The 16,849-nt window shown below is 68.2% G+C and carries 17 protein-coding genes; 13 read left to right on the top strand and 4 right to left on the bottom strand.

Annotation, left to right across the window (positions count from 1 at the left end; translation table 11 throughout):
• Window positions 1-109: 109 nt before the first annotated feature.
• The 3 genes from ACFWY6_RS33350 to ACFWY6_RS33340 all read right to left on the bottom strand — a co-directional run bounded on the left by ACFWY6_RS33350 (window position 110) and on the right by ACFWY6_RS33340 (window position 2,547).
• A complete protein-coding gene (locus ACFWY6_RS33350) occupies window positions 110-721 on the bottom strand; it encodes a nucleotidyl transferase AbiEii/AbiGii toxin family protein (RefSeq protein ID WP_384698457.1) in 612 nt (203 codons plus the stop codon).
• A gap of 6 nt (window positions 722-727) precedes the next feature.
• The gene (locus tag ACFWY6_RS33345; RefSeq protein ID WP_384698454.1) at window positions 728-1,084 is read right to left on the bottom strand and encodes a hypothetical protein; all 357 of its coding nucleotides are present in this window, start codon (window positions 1,082-1,084) and stop codon (window positions 728-730) included.
• A gap of 116 nt (window positions 1,085-1,200) precedes the next feature.
• Complete coding sequence (locus ACFWY6_RS33340) at window positions 1,201-2,547, bottom strand: M14 family metallopeptidase (protein ID WP_384698451.1); 1,347 nt, start codon at window positions 2,545-2,547, stop codon at window positions 1,201-1,203.
• Window positions 2,548-2,694: 147 nt separating this feature from the next.
• Here ACFWY6_RS33340 and ACFWY6_RS33335 point away from each other — a divergent pair, with 147 nt between their 5' ends.
• The gene (locus ACFWY6_RS33335; RefSeq protein WP_384698448.1) at window positions 2,695-4,011 is read left to right on the top strand and encodes an Nramp family divalent metal transporter; all 1,317 of its coding nucleotides are present in this window, start codon (window positions 2,695-2,697) and stop codon (window positions 4,009-4,011) included.
• Window positions 4,012-4,083: 72 nt separating this feature from the next.
• On the opposite strand, the gene ACFWY6_RS33330 is transcribed toward ACFWY6_RS33335, so the two are convergent.
• Complete coding sequence (locus tag ACFWY6_RS33330; protein ID WP_384698446.1) at window positions 4,084-5,097, bottom strand: chitinase; 1,014 nt, start codon at window positions 5,095-5,097, stop codon at window positions 4,084-4,086.
• A 297-nt stretch (window positions 5,098-5,394) separates the two neighbouring features.
• On the opposite strand from ACFWY6_RS33330, the gene ACFWY6_RS33325 reads away from it, so the two are divergent.
• From ACFWY6_RS33325 to ACFWY6_RS33270, 12 genes are all read left to right on the top strand, one after another.
• Window positions 5,395-6,282 carry a hypothetical protein gene (locus ACFWY6_RS33325; protein ID WP_384698443.1) on the top strand — a complete coding sequence of 296 codons (888 nt, stop codon included), beginning with the start codon at window positions 5,395-5,397 and terminating at the stop codon, window positions 6,280-6,282.
• 93 nt (window positions 6,283-6,375) lie between these two features.
• Window positions 6,376-7,092: a Flp pilus assembly protein CpaB gene (cpaB, locus tag ACFWY6_RS33320; RefSeq protein ID WP_384698440.1), complete on the top strand. Its 717-nt coding sequence runs from the start codon at window positions 6,376-6,378 to the stop codon at window positions 7,090-7,092.
• A gap of 187 nt (window positions 7,093-7,279) precedes the next feature.
• A complete protein-coding gene (locus ACFWY6_RS33315) occupies window positions 7,280-8,896 on the top strand; it encodes a CpaE family protein (protein ID WP_384698438.1) in 1,617 nt (538 codons plus the stop codon).
• Between the two features lie 113 nt (window positions 8,897-9,009).
• Window positions 9,010-9,339: a TadE/TadG family type IV pilus assembly protein gene (locus ACFWY6_RS33310; RefSeq protein ID WP_384698435.1), complete on the top strand. Its 330-nt coding sequence runs from the start codon at window positions 9,010-9,012 to the stop codon at window positions 9,337-9,339.
• 9 nt (window positions 9,340-9,348) lie between these two features.
• Window positions 9,349-10,695, top strand: a complete 1,347-nt coding sequence (locus ACFWY6_RS33305) for a CpaF family protein (protein WP_384698433.1) — start codon at window positions 9,349-9,351, stop codon at window positions 10,693-10,695.
• 97 nt (window positions 10,696-10,792) lie between these two features.
• Complete coding sequence (locus ACFWY6_RS33300; RefSeq protein ID WP_384698431.1) at window positions 10,793-11,743, top strand: type II secretion system F family protein; 951 nt, start codon at window positions 10,793-10,795, stop codon at window positions 11,741-11,743.
• 40 nt (window positions 11,744-11,783) lie between these two features.
• A complete protein-coding gene (locus tag ACFWY6_RS33295) occupies window positions 11,784-12,659 on the top strand; it encodes a DUF5936 domain-containing protein (RefSeq protein ID WP_384698463.1) in 876 nt (291 codons plus the stop codon).
• Window positions 12,660-13,092: 433 nt separating this feature from the next.
• Complete coding sequence (locus tag ACFWY6_RS33290) at window positions 13,093-13,311, top strand: hypothetical protein (protein ID WP_384698466.1); 219 nt, start codon at window positions 13,093-13,095, stop codon at window positions 13,309-13,311.
• Window positions 13,308-13,916, top strand: coding sequence for a pilus assembly protein TadG-related protein (locus tag ACFWY6_RS33285; protein WP_384698460.1), 609 nt, complete (start codon window positions 13,308-13,310; stop codon window positions 13,914-13,916). The genes ACFWY6_RS33290 and ACFWY6_RS33285 overlap by 4 nt, the downstream gene beginning before the upstream one ends.
• Before the next feature lie 32 nt (window positions 13,917-13,948).
• Window positions 13,949-14,554, top strand: coding sequence for a hypothetical protein (locus ACFWY6_RS33280; protein WP_365490703.1), 606 nt, complete (start codon window positions 13,949-13,951; stop codon window positions 14,552-14,554).
• A 3-nt stretch (window positions 14,555-14,557) separates the two neighbouring features.
• On the top strand, window positions 14,558-15,217 hold the full coding sequence (locus ACFWY6_RS33275) for an OmpA family protein (RefSeq protein ID WP_365490636.1): 660 nt from the start codon (window positions 14,558-14,560) through the stop codon (window positions 15,215-15,217).
• A gap of 7 nt (window positions 15,218-15,224) precedes the next feature.
• A complete protein-coding gene (locus ACFWY6_RS33270; protein ID WP_384698426.1) occupies window positions 15,225-16,760 on the top strand; it encodes a hypothetical protein in 1,536 nt (511 codons plus the stop codon).
• The last annotated feature ends 89 nt before the right edge of the window (window positions 16,761-16,849 follow it).

Below are 16,849 nucleotides of genomic sequence, written 5' to 3'. Positions count from 1 at the left end.
GGCGCGCGGGCGCGGTGGAGTGGGCGCGCCGGGCCCCCGCGCTCTCGGGGGGGGGGGGGGGCGCCCCGGGTGGCTTTTGGGGCGCCCCCTTCGTGCGTGAAGGGCGGCGTCAGTCCACGTCTTCGTGCGCGTCGTGCTCTTCGTAATCCTCGGCGAGCCGCAGTCCGAGGTCCGACTCCCAGTCCTGAACCCACTGGCGCAGCTCGGCGATCTCCTGCTCGCGCAGTCCATAGGCGGCGAACTCGTCGTCGCTCACCCAGACAACGCTCTCCAGCCGGTCGCGCAGCTCCTGCAGGTCGAACTCCCCCTCGTTGCGTAGCCCCAACTGCTCGAGTTCCGGCACGGAGTAGTAGCGGTACGACGCGTGCACATCGATCACGTCACGCGGCAACCCACGGTCGCCCAGTGCGCGTACCTTCATGCCCACCAGGTCCTCGAGATCGACCACCGGGCCAGCCTCCAGGGTGACGGGCTGCCGGGACAACGCTTCCTTGAGGAGGTCCACTTCACACGCTTCCCGAGTCCCCGGATCGGTGACGAGCAGCCGGGCTTTCAACGGCCTGGCATCGACGAGGGAAGCAGCCCAGCCCTTCTCGTGCAGCCCCGATACAAGTGCCTGTGCGATGTCGGACATCGATGCGGGGTGCTGGGTCGCGAAGTCCAGATCCTGGCTCGGGCGGACGACGAGGCCGTGTACCTGGACGGCGTATCCGCCCGCCAAGGCCAGTCACGCGACGGCCGAGTCAGACGGCCGAAGCTCGGGGAATGTCTCTTCCCAAGGCACACGCACCCCTCGCCCGAGCATCTTGCGCAGGATGGGCCAGTACCGGATGAGCAGATCAGGATTGAGGTACTCAACGAAGTCGTCCCGTGAACCGTTGTTGAGGACGATCCGGTACAGACCAAGGAGCAGCTTCACATCACTGATGTCGAAGACACGCAGTCCTGACCACGCCAGATGGAGTGGCAACTCAACCTTCCCGCCCTCAGGACCGCCGAGCTCATCGAGTGCGGCCGGTAGGCGCTCGGCGTCATAGCCCCATCGCGAGGGAGCCCGGCTGGTTCTCTTTGGATTCCCGGCCATACCAGCAGTATGCCGGTTACGCGTGGGTGCGGAGGTCCAGCGAGCGCCGGGGCGGTCTGACTACGGGCGGGGAAGGCCGCCGCCGCATCCGGCGACGGCCCTCTCCGGCCGGCGGCTCAGCCGGTGCAGTACTGGTCCTCCTTGCCGATCGACCGGTACATGCAGTCCGAGTTCTCCAGGAGCTGCAACACCGCGTCGCGGTTGCGCGATGTCTCCCGCTCGATGACCTCGTCGGGCGGGTAGAAGCCACCGCCGCCGGACGACGACGGGTACATCTCGAAGGTGTAGCTGAAGATCTTCTGGTTGCCCCACAGCCAGTCGTCGATCGTGCCGTCCGTGATGTAGAGGTCACTGGACTGCTCGGGCGTGTAGCCGTTGCTCGCGGCAATCTTCTTGCCGACGGCGGCGTGGGCGTCGCGGTCGTCCTGGGTCAGGCCGGGTGCCGTGTCGTTGTACGTGTAGCCGTACGGCCACAGGACCAGTTCGCTGTACGTGTGGAAGTCGATGGCGGCCTTGATCTGCTGCTTGCCGCCGACGACCCGGCTGCGCACGAAGTTGGCGACGACCTTCACCTCGGGCGCCGACTCGGCGGCCGAACCCCGGTAGGTCTCGGACCCCGGGGTGCCCGAAGAGCCGCCGCAGCAGCCCCACTTGTAGCCCCAGTTGCGGTTCAGGTCGGTGCCGGTGCGGCCGCCCGAGTTGGGCTGCCTGTTCAGTCGCCAGCTGCGGTAGGAGCCGGTCGCGATGTCGTACTCGCCGCCGTCCGGGTTCATGTCGGGGACGATCCAGATCTCGCGCGAGTCCACCATCTTCTTGATGCGGGCGTCGGAGCCATAGCCCGCGCCGAGTTCGCGCAGCAGGTACAGCGCCATCTCGACGGTGAGGTGCTCGCGGGCGTGCTGGTGGTGGGTGAAGAGAACTTCGGGTTCGGCCTCGTCGGTGCCGACGTTGTCGCTGATCTTGATGGCGACGATGTCCCTGCCGGAGTACGACTTGCCGATGACCTTCTTCGTCATCAGGCTCGGGTAGGCCGCGACGCGCTGGTCGATCTCCGCGTTCATCTCGGCGTAGTTGTGGTACTTGGAGTCGGCCGGCGGGAAGTCCTTCGGCTTGGCCTCCTTGCCGTTCGTACGCTTCGGCGGCGCGGCGAGTGCCTTCAACTCATAGCCCTGCGCGCGCAGTTCGCGCACCTGCGCGGCGTTGGCCGACACCGTCACGACATGGCTGTCGAAGTCGTCGATGCTCACGCCCGTGCGGGCGATCTCGGTGCGCGTGGCGGGCGTCGAGTGCGTGCTGATCTCGTACTGCGCGGTCTTCTCCTCCTCTGCCGCCGCCGTCCGCCGGGGGGCCGGATCGGCCGGTGCGGCGTTGGCGGTCAGGGGTGCCGCCACGGCCAGGGCGAGGACGGCCGCCAGGGCGGCTGACCTTCTTCCGCGTAGGTGCCTGCGTATGCGAAGTCGCATGAAGTCTCCTGAGAGGTGGGGGTGGTTCACTGCGACGGTGCGAGGTGCGGCCCCATGGTGATGCAGTGGCATGTCCCGGTCAATGCAGTCTCTGGCCAATCCCTCCGACCCCTTGTGCACCAGGCGTCTTTACGCGAACTTGATCTCATGGCGGATACCACAGGTGGCGTAGCAACCAACCAGCCCCGCAAGTCCAGTTGGAAGTACATCGGGCCCGGCATCGTCGTCGCCGCGACCGGCGTCGGCGCGGGTGACCTCGTCGCGACCCTCATCGCGGGCAGTAACTTCGGCTACACCCTGCTGTGGGCCGCCGTCATCGGCTGCGTCGTCAAGATCTCGCTCGCCGAGGCCGCAGGACGCTGGCACCTCTCCACCGGCCGCACCCTCTTCGACGGCTGGGCCAGCCTCGGCCGCTGGACGACGTGGTTCTTCGTCGTCTACGTCGTGATCTGGGGGTACGTCTACGGGGCGGCCGCCATGTCGTCGTCCGGACTGCCGCTCCAGGCGCTGTTCCCCGACGTCATGGACCTCAAGTGGTGGGCGATCCTGACCGGCCTCGTCGGCCTGGTCTTCGTCTGGTTCAACAAGTACGCCGTCTTCGAGAAGGTCATGACGGTCCTCGTCGGCGTCATGTTCCTCGTCACCGTCTATCTCGCCGTCCGCGTCACCCCGCACCTGGGCGACGCCTTCGCGGGACTGCTGCCCGTGCTGCCCGACGAGAAGGACTCGGTCCTCAACACGCTCGGCCTGATCGGCGGCGTCGGCGGCACCATCACCCTTGCCGCGTACGGCTATTGGGTCAACGCCAAGGGCTGGACCGACTCCGGCTGGATGAAGGTGATGCGGCTCGACAACCGCGTCGCGTACATCACCACCGGCATCTTCGTCGTCGCCATGCTCTTCGTCGGCGCCGAGATCCTGCACTCCGCGAACGTCGCGATCGCCAGCGGCGACCAGGGCCTGGTCCAGCTCTCCGACATCCTGGAGAAGGAGTACGGGGACGCCACCGCCAAGCTCTTCCTGATCGGCTTCTTCGCCACGTCCTTCACCTCACTGATCGGCGTGTGGCACGGCGTGAGCCTGATGTTCGCCGACTTCGTCGAGCGCTACCGCAAGCAGCGGGCAGGCGCCGACGACAAGGCGCTGACCGGCGAGGAGGTGGCGTCCGGCGCCCGCGAGAAGTCGGTGCCGTTCCGCGCGTACCTGCTGTGGCTGACCTTCCCGCCGATGATCCTGCTCTTCCAGGGCCAGCCGTTCCGCCTCATCATCATCTACGGCGTCCTGGGCGCGGCCTTCATGCCGTTCCTCGCGCTCACCCTGGTCTGGCTGCTCAACTCCTCGCGCACGCCCAGGGAATGGCGCAACGGCTGGCTCAGCAACGGCATGCTGGCGATCGCGGGCCTTCTCTTCCTGGTCCTGTGCATCAAGCAGATCACGGACCAGGACTGGGGCAGCTTCTTCTGAGGCCACTTCTAAGACCGCTTCTAAGGCCACAACGCCGCCGGGGGAGCGGCGGCGCTGTGGTCCTCAGTCGGGCTACGGCAGCCCGTGGACGTGCGGTCCGACCGCCTTCGACCAGGCGCTGCCGTCCGCGGCGTCCCAGTTCGTGGACCAGGTCATCGCGCCCCGGATGTCCGGGTACGTCTTGGACGGCTTGAAGGAGCCACAACTGGTGCCCTTCGCCAGGCAGTCCAGGGCCTGGTTCACCACCGACGGCGCGACATACCCGCTGCCCGCCGCCTTCGATGACGCCGGTACGCCTATGCCGACCTGCGACGGCGCGAGGCCGCCCTCCAGCTGGATGCACGCGAGCGCGGTGAGGAAGTCCACCGAGCCCTGGCTGTAGACCTTGCCGTCACAGCCCAGCATCGAACCGCTGTTGTAGTACTGCATGTTGACGACCGTGAGGATGTCCTTCACGGCGAGCGCCGTCTTGAAGTACTCGTTGGACGTCGACTGCATGTCGATCGTCTGCGGCGCCATCGTCAGGACGAGACCCGAACCAGCCTTACCCGCAAGGGACTTGAGGGCCTGCGTCATGTACGTCGAGTTGAGCCCGTTCTCCAGGTCGATGTCGACGCCGTCGAAGCCGTACTCCTGCATCAGCTTGTACGTCGAGTCGGCGAAGGCGGTCGCGGACGCGCCGTCGTTGACGGACACCGCGCCCTTCTCGCCGCCGACCGAGATGATCACGGACTTCCCGGCCGCCTGCTTGGCCTTGATGTCGGCCTTGAACTGCTCGACGGTGTAGCCGCCGAGCCCGGCCGAGTCGAGGTTGAAGGTGATCTCGCCGGGCGTGCCGGTCGCGTCGGCGAAGGAGACCGCGATGATGTCGTAGTCGCCCGGTACGTCGCTCAACTTCTGGACCGTGGCGCCGTTGTTGAAGTTCTGCCAGTAACCGGTCACCGCATGCTTCGGTACCGCGCGGGTGCCGGCGTCGGCGTCGTCGGCGCCGCCGGTCAGCAGGCCGGTGAGCGCGAGGGCCAGGGCCGTTGCCAATCCGATGACGGTACCCGCCTTCCTGCGTGTCCTGCCGCGTGCGTGGTCCACTTCTGCCTCCGGTGGGGGGAGTTGGGGGATGCGTGGGGGGGGGCGGGGCTCGGGTTCGGAGTGCTCGCTTGGGCGTACAAGCTGGTCCAGACCAATTGACTTGTCAAGACCTCTGGCGCCACCCGCACCCCGCAGGACCGGCCAACCTCAACGTGAACAGTGGGAAGTTGGGTGTTGAGGCGGCCCTGACCTGGATATGGTGCTGAGGCGGAAGTGCGAAGTGCATGGACACCGGCACGAAGTGCCCGGAAGTGCACAGAGAACGGTACGAAGTGGGCGCAGACCGGGGGTGTAGGCATGCCGACCGCCATAGCCGTCACCGGCCCCGACCTGGTGCTGCCGTCGCCCGACCGGCACACCCCGTCGGCGGCCGTCCTGCAGAGCGCCGTCCAGTCACCACGGACGTACTCCCTGGACCAGTCGCTCACCGAGTTGCACACGCTCATCGAGCACCACGGCTATGTGATCGTCCTCTGCCCCGCCTCCGCACCGCCCGCCGTGGTGCACCGGCTGCACGCGATCCGCTCCGTACTGGAGAGCGACCGCATCGCCATCCTCCGCCCCGACCTGCCGCCCCTGGGCATGGCCGTCCTGGCGCTCCAGCTGCGCCAGCTCTCCATCTGCGACTTCAGTCCCGGCGTCCTCGCCTCCGCGGCCCGCCTGCTCTCCCACTACATCTACGCGGGCGCGCTGCTCGGCTCCGTCGCCAAGCTGGACCGCGTCCCCGTCACGCTCCAGTCCCACGCCAAGTCCTGGGTCCCCGGCGCCCAGTTCGCCGTCCTCGCGACGCCGCGCCCCGAGCTGGTGAAGCTCACGGGCGAGGCAAGCCTGTCCGGCCCCGGATTCGGTACGAAGATGCTGTACGCCCCCGGCCAACTGGCCCCCGACTGGGTCACCGGAACCCTCGCGCCGGCCTGGCGCACCCAGGGTGTCACCGAGGCCCGGCTGCCCGCGGAGTCCGCACGCTGGTGGGCGACGCCCAAGCTCGTCGAGTTCGCGGCGGCCATCCCCGACATCTCCGTGCTCTACCAACTGGTCACGTCCGTCCGCCGGGACGACTGCCACTGGTGCGGCCTCGAACTCATCGGCGACCGCTGCGGCTTCTGCGCCGCACCGCTGCCGCCGCCCCCCGAACGCTCCTCGCCGTCACCCGCCGTACGCGCACTCCCGAGGGGCGCGACCTAGGGTGCGCTCCCGCTCGCGTACGCCACCGAACGACCGCGCTCCACACCGCTCACTGTCCGTAGCCATCCGCTCCCGATCGAGGTAGACCGGTCCATGAACTCACGCCAGCGCCGCGGCGTCATCCTGCTGGTCCTCTCGGTCCTGGCCGCGTTCGGCGCGTTCGCGGGCGTCCTCTCGGTGATCCGTGACGTGAACTCGAAGGTGGGCCCGGAGGTCGCGGCGTACAAGCTCAAGGGGGACATCGCCCCCTACAAGGAACTGAGCGCCGACCAGTTCGAGAAGGTCGAGATGCCGGAGCGGTGGCTGTCCGACAACGCGATCACCGATCTGCGCCAGATCCGCGGCAAGATCGCGGTGACGGAGCTGCGCGAGGGCTCGCTCCTGCAGAGCGACATGATCGTGAAGCGCCCGGAACTCTCGCCGGGCCAGCAGGAGATCGCCATCCTGATCGACGCGGCGACGGGCGTCGCGGGCAAGATCACCCCGGGCTCCACGGTGAACATCTACGCCACCTTCAAGGGCGAGACCGACACCGCCAAGGACCAGTCGAAGGTCATCGTCGAGTCGGCGAAGGTCATCGACGTGGGCAAGCTGACCGCACTTGACCCGGACCGGGACGACGACCGCAGCACCCGCCGCACGGAGACGGAGGCGGTGCCGATCACCTTCGCCCTGGACACGGCCGACGCCCAGCGCGTCGCGTACGCGGAGTCGTTCGCCACGCACGTCCGGCTCGCCCTGGTGGGTCAGGGCGGGGATGCGGCGATCCCGCGGGGTGACCGGACTTACACACTGGACGAGGACAAGTAGGGGGCCCGCGGATGTGCAGCACTCCAGCGCCGCCGCTTCGGGGCGGACATCTCCCGCCCACCCACCCGATCAACCTGCAGGGCAATCGGGTGGGTGGCTGGGGAAAGCCTGTTCGTCAGCGACAGCCGCCGGGTGAGACCGGCCGGGCCGCCGCAGGCGGCGAAGCCCCGCTGCCGGGAGGCGAGGCGTGACGACCAGGATTCTCCCCGCGGTGGGCGACACCGACGCCGCCCGAGCCCTCAGCACCCTCATCGGGCAGCTCCCGGACGCCGAACCCGCCCTCCCCGTAGCCGATTCCACCGCCCTGCTCGACCACCTCGCCCGCCTCGCCGCGGAGTCGCTCGACGAGCTCCCCGAGGTCGTCCTCATCCACGAGCGCATCGGCCCCGTCCCCGCCCTCGACCTCATCCGGGACCTGGTGCTCCGCTTCCCTGCGGTCGGCGTCGTCCTCATCACCGCCGACACCAGCCCCGGCCTCCTCACCGCCGCCATGGACTCCGGCGCCCGGGGCATCATCGGCTTCCCCCTCGCGTACGACGCCCTGGCCGAACGCGTGCACGCCGCCGCCGCCTGGTCGGCCGGCATGCGCCGCCACCTCGGCAGCACCGGCATGGAGCTCTACACAGGGGGCCAGGGGGAGACTCCCGGCGGCGGACAGGTCGTCGCCGTCAGCGGTGCGAAGGGCGGCGTGGGCACCACCCTCGCCGCCGTCCAACTCGCCCTCGCCGCAAGGGCATCCGGCCGCACCGTCGCCCTCCTCGACCTGGACCTCCAGTCCGGCGACGTCGCCTCCTACCTGGACGTACAGTTCCGCCGCTCCATCGCCGACCTCGCGGCGATCACCGACATCAACCCCCGCGTCCTCCAGGACGCCGTCTACACCCACGAGACCGGCATCGGCCTCCTCCTCGCCCCCGCCGACGGCGAACGCGGCGAGGAGATCACCGACCGGGTCGCCCGCCAGACGATCTCCGCCCTCCGCACCCGCTACGACGTCGTCCTGGTCGACTGCGGCACATACGTCACCTCGGCGACGGCGGCAGCCATCGAACTGGCGGACCAGGCCCTCCTCCTGGTGACCCCCGACGTCGTCGCCGTCCGCGCCGCCAAGCGCATGGTCCGCCTGTGGGACCGCCTCCAGATCCGCAAGGCCGAGGAGACGCTCACCGTCGTCAACCGCCACGGCAAAGGCTCGGAGATCCAGCCGTCCCTGGTCGAGCGGGTGACCGGCACACGCGTCGCCCGCACCACCGTCCCCGCGGCCTTCAAGGAACTGCAGGGCGCGGTGGACGCGGGCCGCATGCAGGACCTGGACAGCAAGTCCACCGTCAAGCAGTCCCTCTGGGCCCTGGCGGGCGAACTGGGCCTGGTCGACGTGGAGTCGGCGGCGGGCGCAGGGAAGCGGGGCGCGCTGGCCCTGCGGAAAAGGGGCGGCGACCGGGGCGCGGTGACCCTCGAATTCGCCGGCATGTTCCCCCTGCTCCTGGCCGTCATGGCCATCCTCTGGCAGTGCGCCCTGTACGGCTACACGTTCTCCCTCGCGGGCAACGCCGCCGACGAGGCGGCCCGCGCCGCGACGGCCGCGTACGCCTCCGGCGAGGGTGGCGAGGAGGCTTGCGCGGCCGCGGCCCGCGAGCACCTCCCCGAGGCGTGGCAGGGCGCGGCGGTGTCCTGCACGGACGAGGGCACGGTCTGGAAGGCCCACGTCGACGCGAAGGTCCCCCTGTTCTTCCCGGGAATGGACACGGGCTGGGAGGTCAACGGGGAGGCGGGCGCGGCGAAGGAGGGAGGTGAGGACGGGTGAGGGGGGTAAATCCAGCCCGTCCGGCGTTTGAGGACGAACTCGGCGAAGCCGGTGATCGACGGTGCGGACTGACCCGCCGGGGAGCGCACCGCTTCGACGACCGCGGCGTATCCATGCTCGAGTTCGCCGGTTTCCTCCCCGTCCTCCTCCTCATCGGCCTCGCGGCCATCCAGCTCGGCCTGGTCGGCTACGCCGCCAACCAGGCAGGCTCAGGAGCTCGCGCGGCAGCCCGCGTCGCCTCCCAGGGCGAGGGAGGCGAGGCGGCGGGTCAGTCGGCGATGGACGGCAGCCTCGACGCCACCGTCGCCATCGGCGGCGGCGCGGACACGACCACGGCCACCGTCACCGTCCAAGTCCCCACGCTCCTCCCCTTCGTGGACACGAACTGGAGCGTGACAAAGGAAGCCACCATGCCCAACGACGACGCAGCAGACGGGAGCTGAGCCAAGAGCATGAGCCTCCGCGACCGCGTGGCGACCCCGCAGACCGACGCAGGCCCCACCCGCGACGACAGCCTCGTGGCCGTCTACCGCTCCAAGCTCCTCGAAGAGATCGACCTCGCCGAGATGTCGTCCCTCACGGCCGCGGACCGCCGCGTCCGCCTGGAACGCGTCCTTGGCCACATCATCAGCCGCGAGGGCCCGGTCCAGTCGACCTCCGAGCGCGCCCAGCTGATCCGCCGCGTGGTCGACGAGGCGCTGGGCCTCGGCGTACTGGAACCACTCCTCGCTGACGCCTCGATCACAGAGATCATGGTCAACGGCCCGGACTCGATCTTCGTGGAACGAGCGGGACGCGTCGAGCAACTCCCTCTCCGATTCGCCTCGAACGACCAACTGATGCAGACGATCGAGCGCATCGTCTCCACGGTCAACCGCCGCGTGGACGAGTCGAACCCAATGGTCGACGCCCGCCTGCCCACGGGCGAGCGCGTCAACGTGATCATCCCGCCCCTCGCCCTGACCGGCGCGACACTCACCATCCGCCGCTTCCCCCGCGCGTACACCCTGCACGAGCTCATCGGCCTGGGCTCGCTGGACGAGCACATGCTGCTCCTGCTCTCCGCCTTCGTACGCGCCCGCTTCAACATCATCGTGTCCGGAGGCACCGGCTCCGGGAAGACGACGCTTCTCAACGCCCTCTCCGGCCTCCTCCCGGCCCACGAACGCATCATCACCATCGAGGACTCGGCCGAACTGCAACTCCAGCAGGACCACGTGATCCGCCTCGAATCCCGCCCGCCGAATGTCGAGGGCAAGGGCCAGATCACCATCCGCGACCTGGTCCGGAACTCGCTCCGCATGCGCCCCGACCGCATCATCGTCGGCGAGGTACGAGGCGGCGAGACGCTCGACATGCTCCAGGCGATGTCGACGGGCCACGACGGCTCACTGGCGACGGTTCACGCGAACACGGCGGAGGACGCCCTCATGCGCCTCCAGACCCTGGGCTCCATGTCCGAGGTCCAGATCCCCTTCGAGGCACTGAAGGACCAGATCAACTCGGCGGTGGACGTGGTCGTCCAGCTCTCCCGGCACGCGGACGGCTCCCGCAAGATCGCCGAGATCGTCCTCCTCGTCTCGCACGGCCGCGAACAGTTCCGCATCGCCCCGGTGACCCGTTTCATCCCCCGCCAGGCCGCCGCTTCCGCGGACCGCCGGGTCCACGGCTACTTCGAGCACCTGCCGCTGCCCCGCTCGGTCGCCGACCGGCTGTACGTGGCGGGGGAGCCGGTCCCGCAGGGCTTCGGGGTCGCGCAGGCCATCGACGTACTGAACACAAGAGAGGCGATCGGATGAGTACGAGGGCGAGTGCGCGAGCGCACGAGCAGGCGCCCCCCGGGCAGCTCACCGGACAGCCGTCCGGGCAGCTCCCTGGGCGAGAGGCCACGGCCTGATGGAGAACAAAGCCGCCCTGCTGGCCCTCGGCGCCACCATCCTGACCGGCACGCTCGCGGTCGCGGGCGTCCACGCGTACGCGACGGGCCGCGCCCAGCGCCAAGCCCTGGTGGACCGCCTGTCGATCGGCCCCGGCGAGGGCGACGGCGGCCCCACGGGCAGGGGCCGCCGCTTCTCGGCGGTGGACCGCCGCCTGCGCCGCACACGCCTGGGCCGCACCATCCACCTGCGCCTCTCGGCAACGGGACTCGACCTCACGGCAGGCGAGTTCTTCGTCTACGTAGTCGCGGTCGTCGCCGCGCTGTGGCTGATAGCGGCGGCGTCACTGGCCCCGTTCTTCGGCCCGATCGCGGGAGTGGTGGCGGTCTGGAGCGCGGTCGTCTTCCTCAACTGGCAACGTCAGAAGCGCATCGAGGCCTTCATCAACCAACTCCCTGACGTGGCCCGCATCCTGGCCAACGCGACGGCGGCGGGCCTGGCGCTGCGCACGTCATTGGCGATGGCGGCGGAAGAACTGGAAGCGCCGGCGGGCGAAGAACTCTCCATGGTGGCCGACCAGCTGACGCTGGGCCGCTCGATCGACGACACCCTGGGCGAACTGGCGGAGCGCCTCCCGTCCCGCGAACTGATAGTGCTCGTAACGACGTTGGTCCTGTCCAACAAGGCGGGCGGCTCGGTCGTGAACTCCCTCCGCAACCTCACGCAAACCCTGGAGGACAGGAAGGAGACGAGACGCGAGGTCCGCACGATGCTCTCGGAGGTCAACGCGACGGCGTTCACGGTCCCGCTCCTGGGCTTGGGCTCGCTGCTCCTGATCAATTCATCCAACGAGGGCGCCCTGGAGCGAGTAACAGGCTCCCCGGTGGGCCAGATGCTGATCCTGATCGCGCTGGGCCTGTACGCGGTGGGCTTCTTCGTGATCCGCCGCCTGGGCAAGATCGAAGTGTAGGGGGAGGGTTACGTTGACTTCTGGTGTCTTCGGTCTGGCGATGGCTGCGGTGATGGGCCTGGCGGTGGCGGGCATCTGCCAGGGCATCCGCATGTACCGCGCGGAGGCGAAACTCCCCTCGGACCTGGCGATCGCCCTGGAGGTCGGCGCCACCCGCGTCTCGGCGGCGGGCTCGGCGGTGGACCGCCTGGGCATCCGCTTCGCGCCGCTGGTCCTGCGCCTGATGGGCCCGAAGCGGGTGGACGCCAAGCGCCGCAAGATCGACATGGCGGGAAACCCGGGTGGCCTGACGATCGACCGCTATGCGGCGCGACGGGCGGTGTACGGCATCTTCGGCCTGGTAATGGGCTTGATCTTCTTCTCCAACGGCTCATCCCTCTTCGGCGCCCTGACCTTCGCCTTCGGGATCGGGGCGGCGGACGCATTGATCTGGCAGGCGATCCGCGAACGCCGAGAGGTGATCGACCGCACGCTCCCCGACTTCCTGGACGTCCTGGCGGTGGTCGTCTCGGCGGGCCTGGGCTTCCGCCAGGCGCTGGACCGCGTCGCGGAGAAGTACGAGGGCCCGTGGGCGGACGAACTACGCATCACCCTCCGCCAGATGGACATGGGAGTCAGCCGCCGCCAGGCCTTCGACGAGCTGCGCCGACGCAACGCATCGGAACAGGTCTCACAATTCGTCTCGGCGCTCCAGCAGGGTGAGGAGCTGGGCTCCCCCATCGCGGACACGCTGATCCAACTGGCAACGGACATGCGCCGAACGGACGCCCAGAACTCCCGCCGCCGGGCGGCGAAGACGATCCCCAAGGCAACGATGGTGACCCTCGTCTTCATGCTCCCGGCGACGATGATCCTGATCGCGGCGGGAATGTTCCTCGGCTCGGGTTCGGACTTCGGCTCGATCCTGGGGAAGTGAGGGTTCCTGTGAGGGCTCCTGTGAGGGTTCTATCAAGCCACTCGGCGAAACCCTCTTCGCGGCTGCAACGAGATGTGGGACAGTCGCTCGGGCGGAGGGAGGGGCGGGTTGGCTCCAGGAACCGCCTCTTCGAACCCCGACAACCCAACAGCCCTTTGCAAACAGCGAGTTCACGAGACGCACGGGAGGGGAAGTCGTGAAACGCAACGAGCCACCGACTGACCGACTGCCGACCTCTGCCGCATGCCTCGGGGGCGCGTGATGACCTCGCCACCGGGGAAGGGAACTCGCCAACTTGCGCGGCTGAAACGGCATTGGTTGCGGAGAGTGGCTGTTGGGTCACATGATCTCGCGTACGTTGCCTATGACGAGAGCGGCGTCGGAATTGGTTGCGCCAGCGGTGCGTGTATCGGGTGGGAGAGAAGGGGCCGTCGTGCTGAAGGATCGCGTACTCAGAGTCTGGGTCGACTGGACCGTGACCGTGGCTTCCCGGGTTCGGGGGAGGGAGCGGGATGCGGGGGCTGGGTTTGTGGAGTATGCGGGGTTGATGATTTTGATTGCCGGGATCTTTACGTTGATCGACGGCCTCGGGCTGGACGGGTTGATCTCCGGAGCGATCTTGGACGCGGTCAACGACGTTATCGGCGGCTGACGTTCAGTAGCCTGCGAAGTGACCGAGGGCAGACTCTCTCCATCTACATCTGGATGACGGGGATTCTGCTCTTCGTTGCGTTCGCCTTCTTTGCGTTCGCCCAAGCCGCATCCGCGCGCAATGGCGCTCAATCAGCGGCTGATGCAGCTGCGTTGGCGGCAGCGCAGGACGCCAGGGAGGAACTCGTCGACGGGTTGGGGGAGTCCATCGGCGAGGGAGACGAGTGGCTCGACTGGCTCGACGGTGACAAGTTCGCTGGTGCTGGCGCTCGAGGCGCCGCGAATGCGTTGGCTGCCGACAACGACTCGAAGGTCATCGACGTCATGCCGGATGAAGTGAATGGTTATCCGGGGTTCTGGGTGGAGATCGAGACCAACTACACCGTCGGTGACTCGATCATTCCAGGTACAGAGACCAAGCACGCCAAGGCCGAGGCCACTGCAATCATCAAGCCGCGCTGCGATCTCGCTCCGTCGGCCGACCCTGAGAAGGTCGTGGAATTCGACTGCGACGGCGGCGACTCTTTCGAGATCGATCCAGACGACTTCGATCTGGATGACCTGCCGGACGCGTCCGTTCTCTTCTCCGTTCACCTGGCCGACTGATGAGTGATCGACGAAAGAAGGAAGCTGTACCGATGAACATTCGGCGCACCATAAAGACCCGCAGGGCAATGACCGCTGTGGCGATCACTACTGGGCTGGTCCTCACGGTGGCCGGTTGCGGCGGCGGTGGAGGGGACGACGACAAACCCAAGTCGGAAAAGGGTTCGTCGTCCTCGGGCGGCAAGGATGACGCAGGAGGCGAGAAGGACAAGGAGTCCCAGCAGCCGGCTGCGGACACCGTGCTCGCAGAGGTCAAGGGTGAGCAAGGCCTGACCCTCAAGGTCACTTCCGCCAAGCGCGATGAGGGCGGCTTCCTCACCGTTGAGGGCACGGTGACCAATGGAGGTAGTAAGGCCTGGGTGGCGGCGAGTTGGCGTGGGGACGAGAACGAGCTGACCAAGAACGGCGGCTCGATCGCGGGAGCCAGCCTCGTGGACACCGAGGGGAAGAAGAAGTACCTCATTCTCCGTGACACAGAGGGCCGTTGCCTGTGTACACGATTTACGGGCGGGGTGCTCTCAGGCCAGACCGTCGACTGGTTTGCCCAGTTCCCGGCGCCTCCGGTAGAGACGTCCAAGGTCGACTTCCAGGTAGGTGCCATGCCCCCCGCCTCAATAGAACTCTCCGAGGGTGAGTGACCCATGGCCCACCCACGATCACGCACCCTGGCCACAGCCACGGCCACCCTCACGGCCTTCATCCTCCTCACCGGCACGGCCGCATACGCGGACGACGAAGACCCCAGCGCACCCCCAGACAGCACAACCTCCACCCCACCCCAGGAGGTCGACTCCAACAGCCCCGGTCTGAAGCTGGCCGACGGAGCGACCCTGGCCCCCGCGAAGGTCCTGGACATCAAGTCCGTCGTCGAAGACCTCGGCGGCGAGGAACGCCGCGAGGACACCAACACCGACGTCAAATTCGCCCTCCAGGCGGAGGTGCTGTTCCCCAAGGACAGCCCCAAGCTGAACCCTGAAGCGAACGCCCGCATCAAGGCGATCGCCGAGGAGGCGAAGGCCCAAAAGGCAACCAACGTCCGGGTGTTCGGCTTCACGGACGACCTAGGCTCGTACAGCCACGGCAAGAAGCTGTCGCGCGACCGCGCGGAGGCGGTGCACGACAAGCTGGCGAGTTACCTGGGCCCAGAGGTGACGTACGCGGTACGCGGCTACAGCGAGGACTACCCGATCGCGGACAACGGCTCCGAGGAGGGCCGCAAGAAGAACCGCCGGGTCGAGGTGTCCTTCCCGCGCGGTTCCGGCGCGGACACGGGGACGACGCCGTCCGGGAGCCAGGACTGACCGACCCGTGACCAAGTTCGCCCACCGGGTGGTCGTACTCCTCAGCGTCAACGGCCTGCGCACCGACTGCGAGACGTTCGAGGCGGTGTGCGCGGACCACGGCTGGGCCATTCTGGAGCAGCCGGAGCATCCCACCGGGCGGCAGTTGCGCGTGGTGCGGTACACGGTGGAGATGCGGATGCCGGGCGCGTACCGGGGCGCGGTACACGGTGCGCTGCTTCAGGCCGAGCGGGTGGGCCGTGAGCACCGCCTCGACCTTCGCGTCGATGCCGCCGACCGGCTTGAGCCCGACAGCAGGGACGTTCCCCGCTGGCGCCCCTATGAGGACCTGCCGGCCGCCCCTCCCCGATCGATGCCCAGATGGACCTGGTCCCTGATCCGGCGGGTCTCCATCAGCCAAGGGTTCCGCGATACGGGACGGGACGTGCGGGCGGCGACGGAGGAGGAGGCGCTGCGCCTCGCGCGCCATCGGCTGCCGGGAGCGGCTCCGGTAGCGCCCGGCATACGGGTGCGGAGTACGGTCACGAACCTCGACAATCCACGGGGGTTGAAGAGGGCCACGCGCATCAACTGGGACCGCGTGGCTTATTGCCTGGTCGCGATGTTTCTGAGCGCGGCGCTTCTGCCGAACGCGATGCGTGACGGATCCACCTTTGCCGCCGTGGTGGTCGCACTCGTCTTGGTGGCTTCCTGCTCGGGACTCTTCATGGCGAGGCGCAACCTACGTGGGCAGAGCACGAGGGTTCGCAGCGGAACCGACGGCGCCGTGGTCCCGGTCATGGGGGCTGTCACCCTCCTGCTCGGCTTCAGGTTCGGGACGGACTGGGCCGGGTTCCTGACGGGGCTGGCGTGCGTGGGTGTGGCCTTGGTCGCCCGCGGCCTGTACCTGTTCATCCATCAGCGGACATGGCGATCGTGGGTTCCCTGGGTGCTTCCGGCTCTGCTGCCGTTCATCTTCGGCGCGTTCCCCGGGGTGGGGTCTTTCGTCCACCTCGCCTATCTGGACGTGTTCGAGGTGGGCCTGGAGGACGTGGGTGTTCCCGCGTATTACCAACTGGCGGCGGCAAGTCGGTGGGCTGCGGTCGTACTGGTCCTGCTGCTTGGTCCGGCGATATACGGCTATGCCAGACACACCTATTGGAACGGCGCGGACCGCTGGCTCGCCGTGTTCCTTGCCGTGGCGTTCCTGGCGGTCGGCTCAGTCTGGGTAGCTGTCAGTGTCGTCCTCATCCCCGCCATGGAGGCCGGTGAGGCTGCCCGAGACACCGCAGCCAGAGGCGACACCCCACCCTCGTATTACGGCATCGAGCCCCAATGGGTCTGCGCCAAGCCTCTCAAAGGCACCGACCCCGCCGAAATCCCGTCCCAGGGCGGCGAGTTCAACCCGTCCCGCCGCTACCTGATGCTCGGCAGCTCCGGCGGAACGGTAGTCCTCTGGGACCGAGGCGATACATCCAACCCCTCCCGCACCGCCGACGAACAGACCCTGAAGCTGCCCCTCGACAAACTCCGCATAGTCCCGGCGGGGAAGCGCTGCTTGTGAGGCGGGGCTTTGGTGGTCCTGTGGCTTTGATTGGCGCCGGGGCCGCCCGGTTGTCCTGAGGTTGGCGGTTCCGGGCCGGGTGTAAAGGG

It is taken from the genome of Streptomyces sp. NPDC059037 (assembly GCF_042740015.1).
Classification (GTDB): domain Bacteria; phylum Actinomycetota; class Actinomycetes; order Streptomycetales; family Streptomycetaceae; genus Streptomyces.
This window is presented reverse-complemented; position numbering and strand designations above follow the sequence as displayed.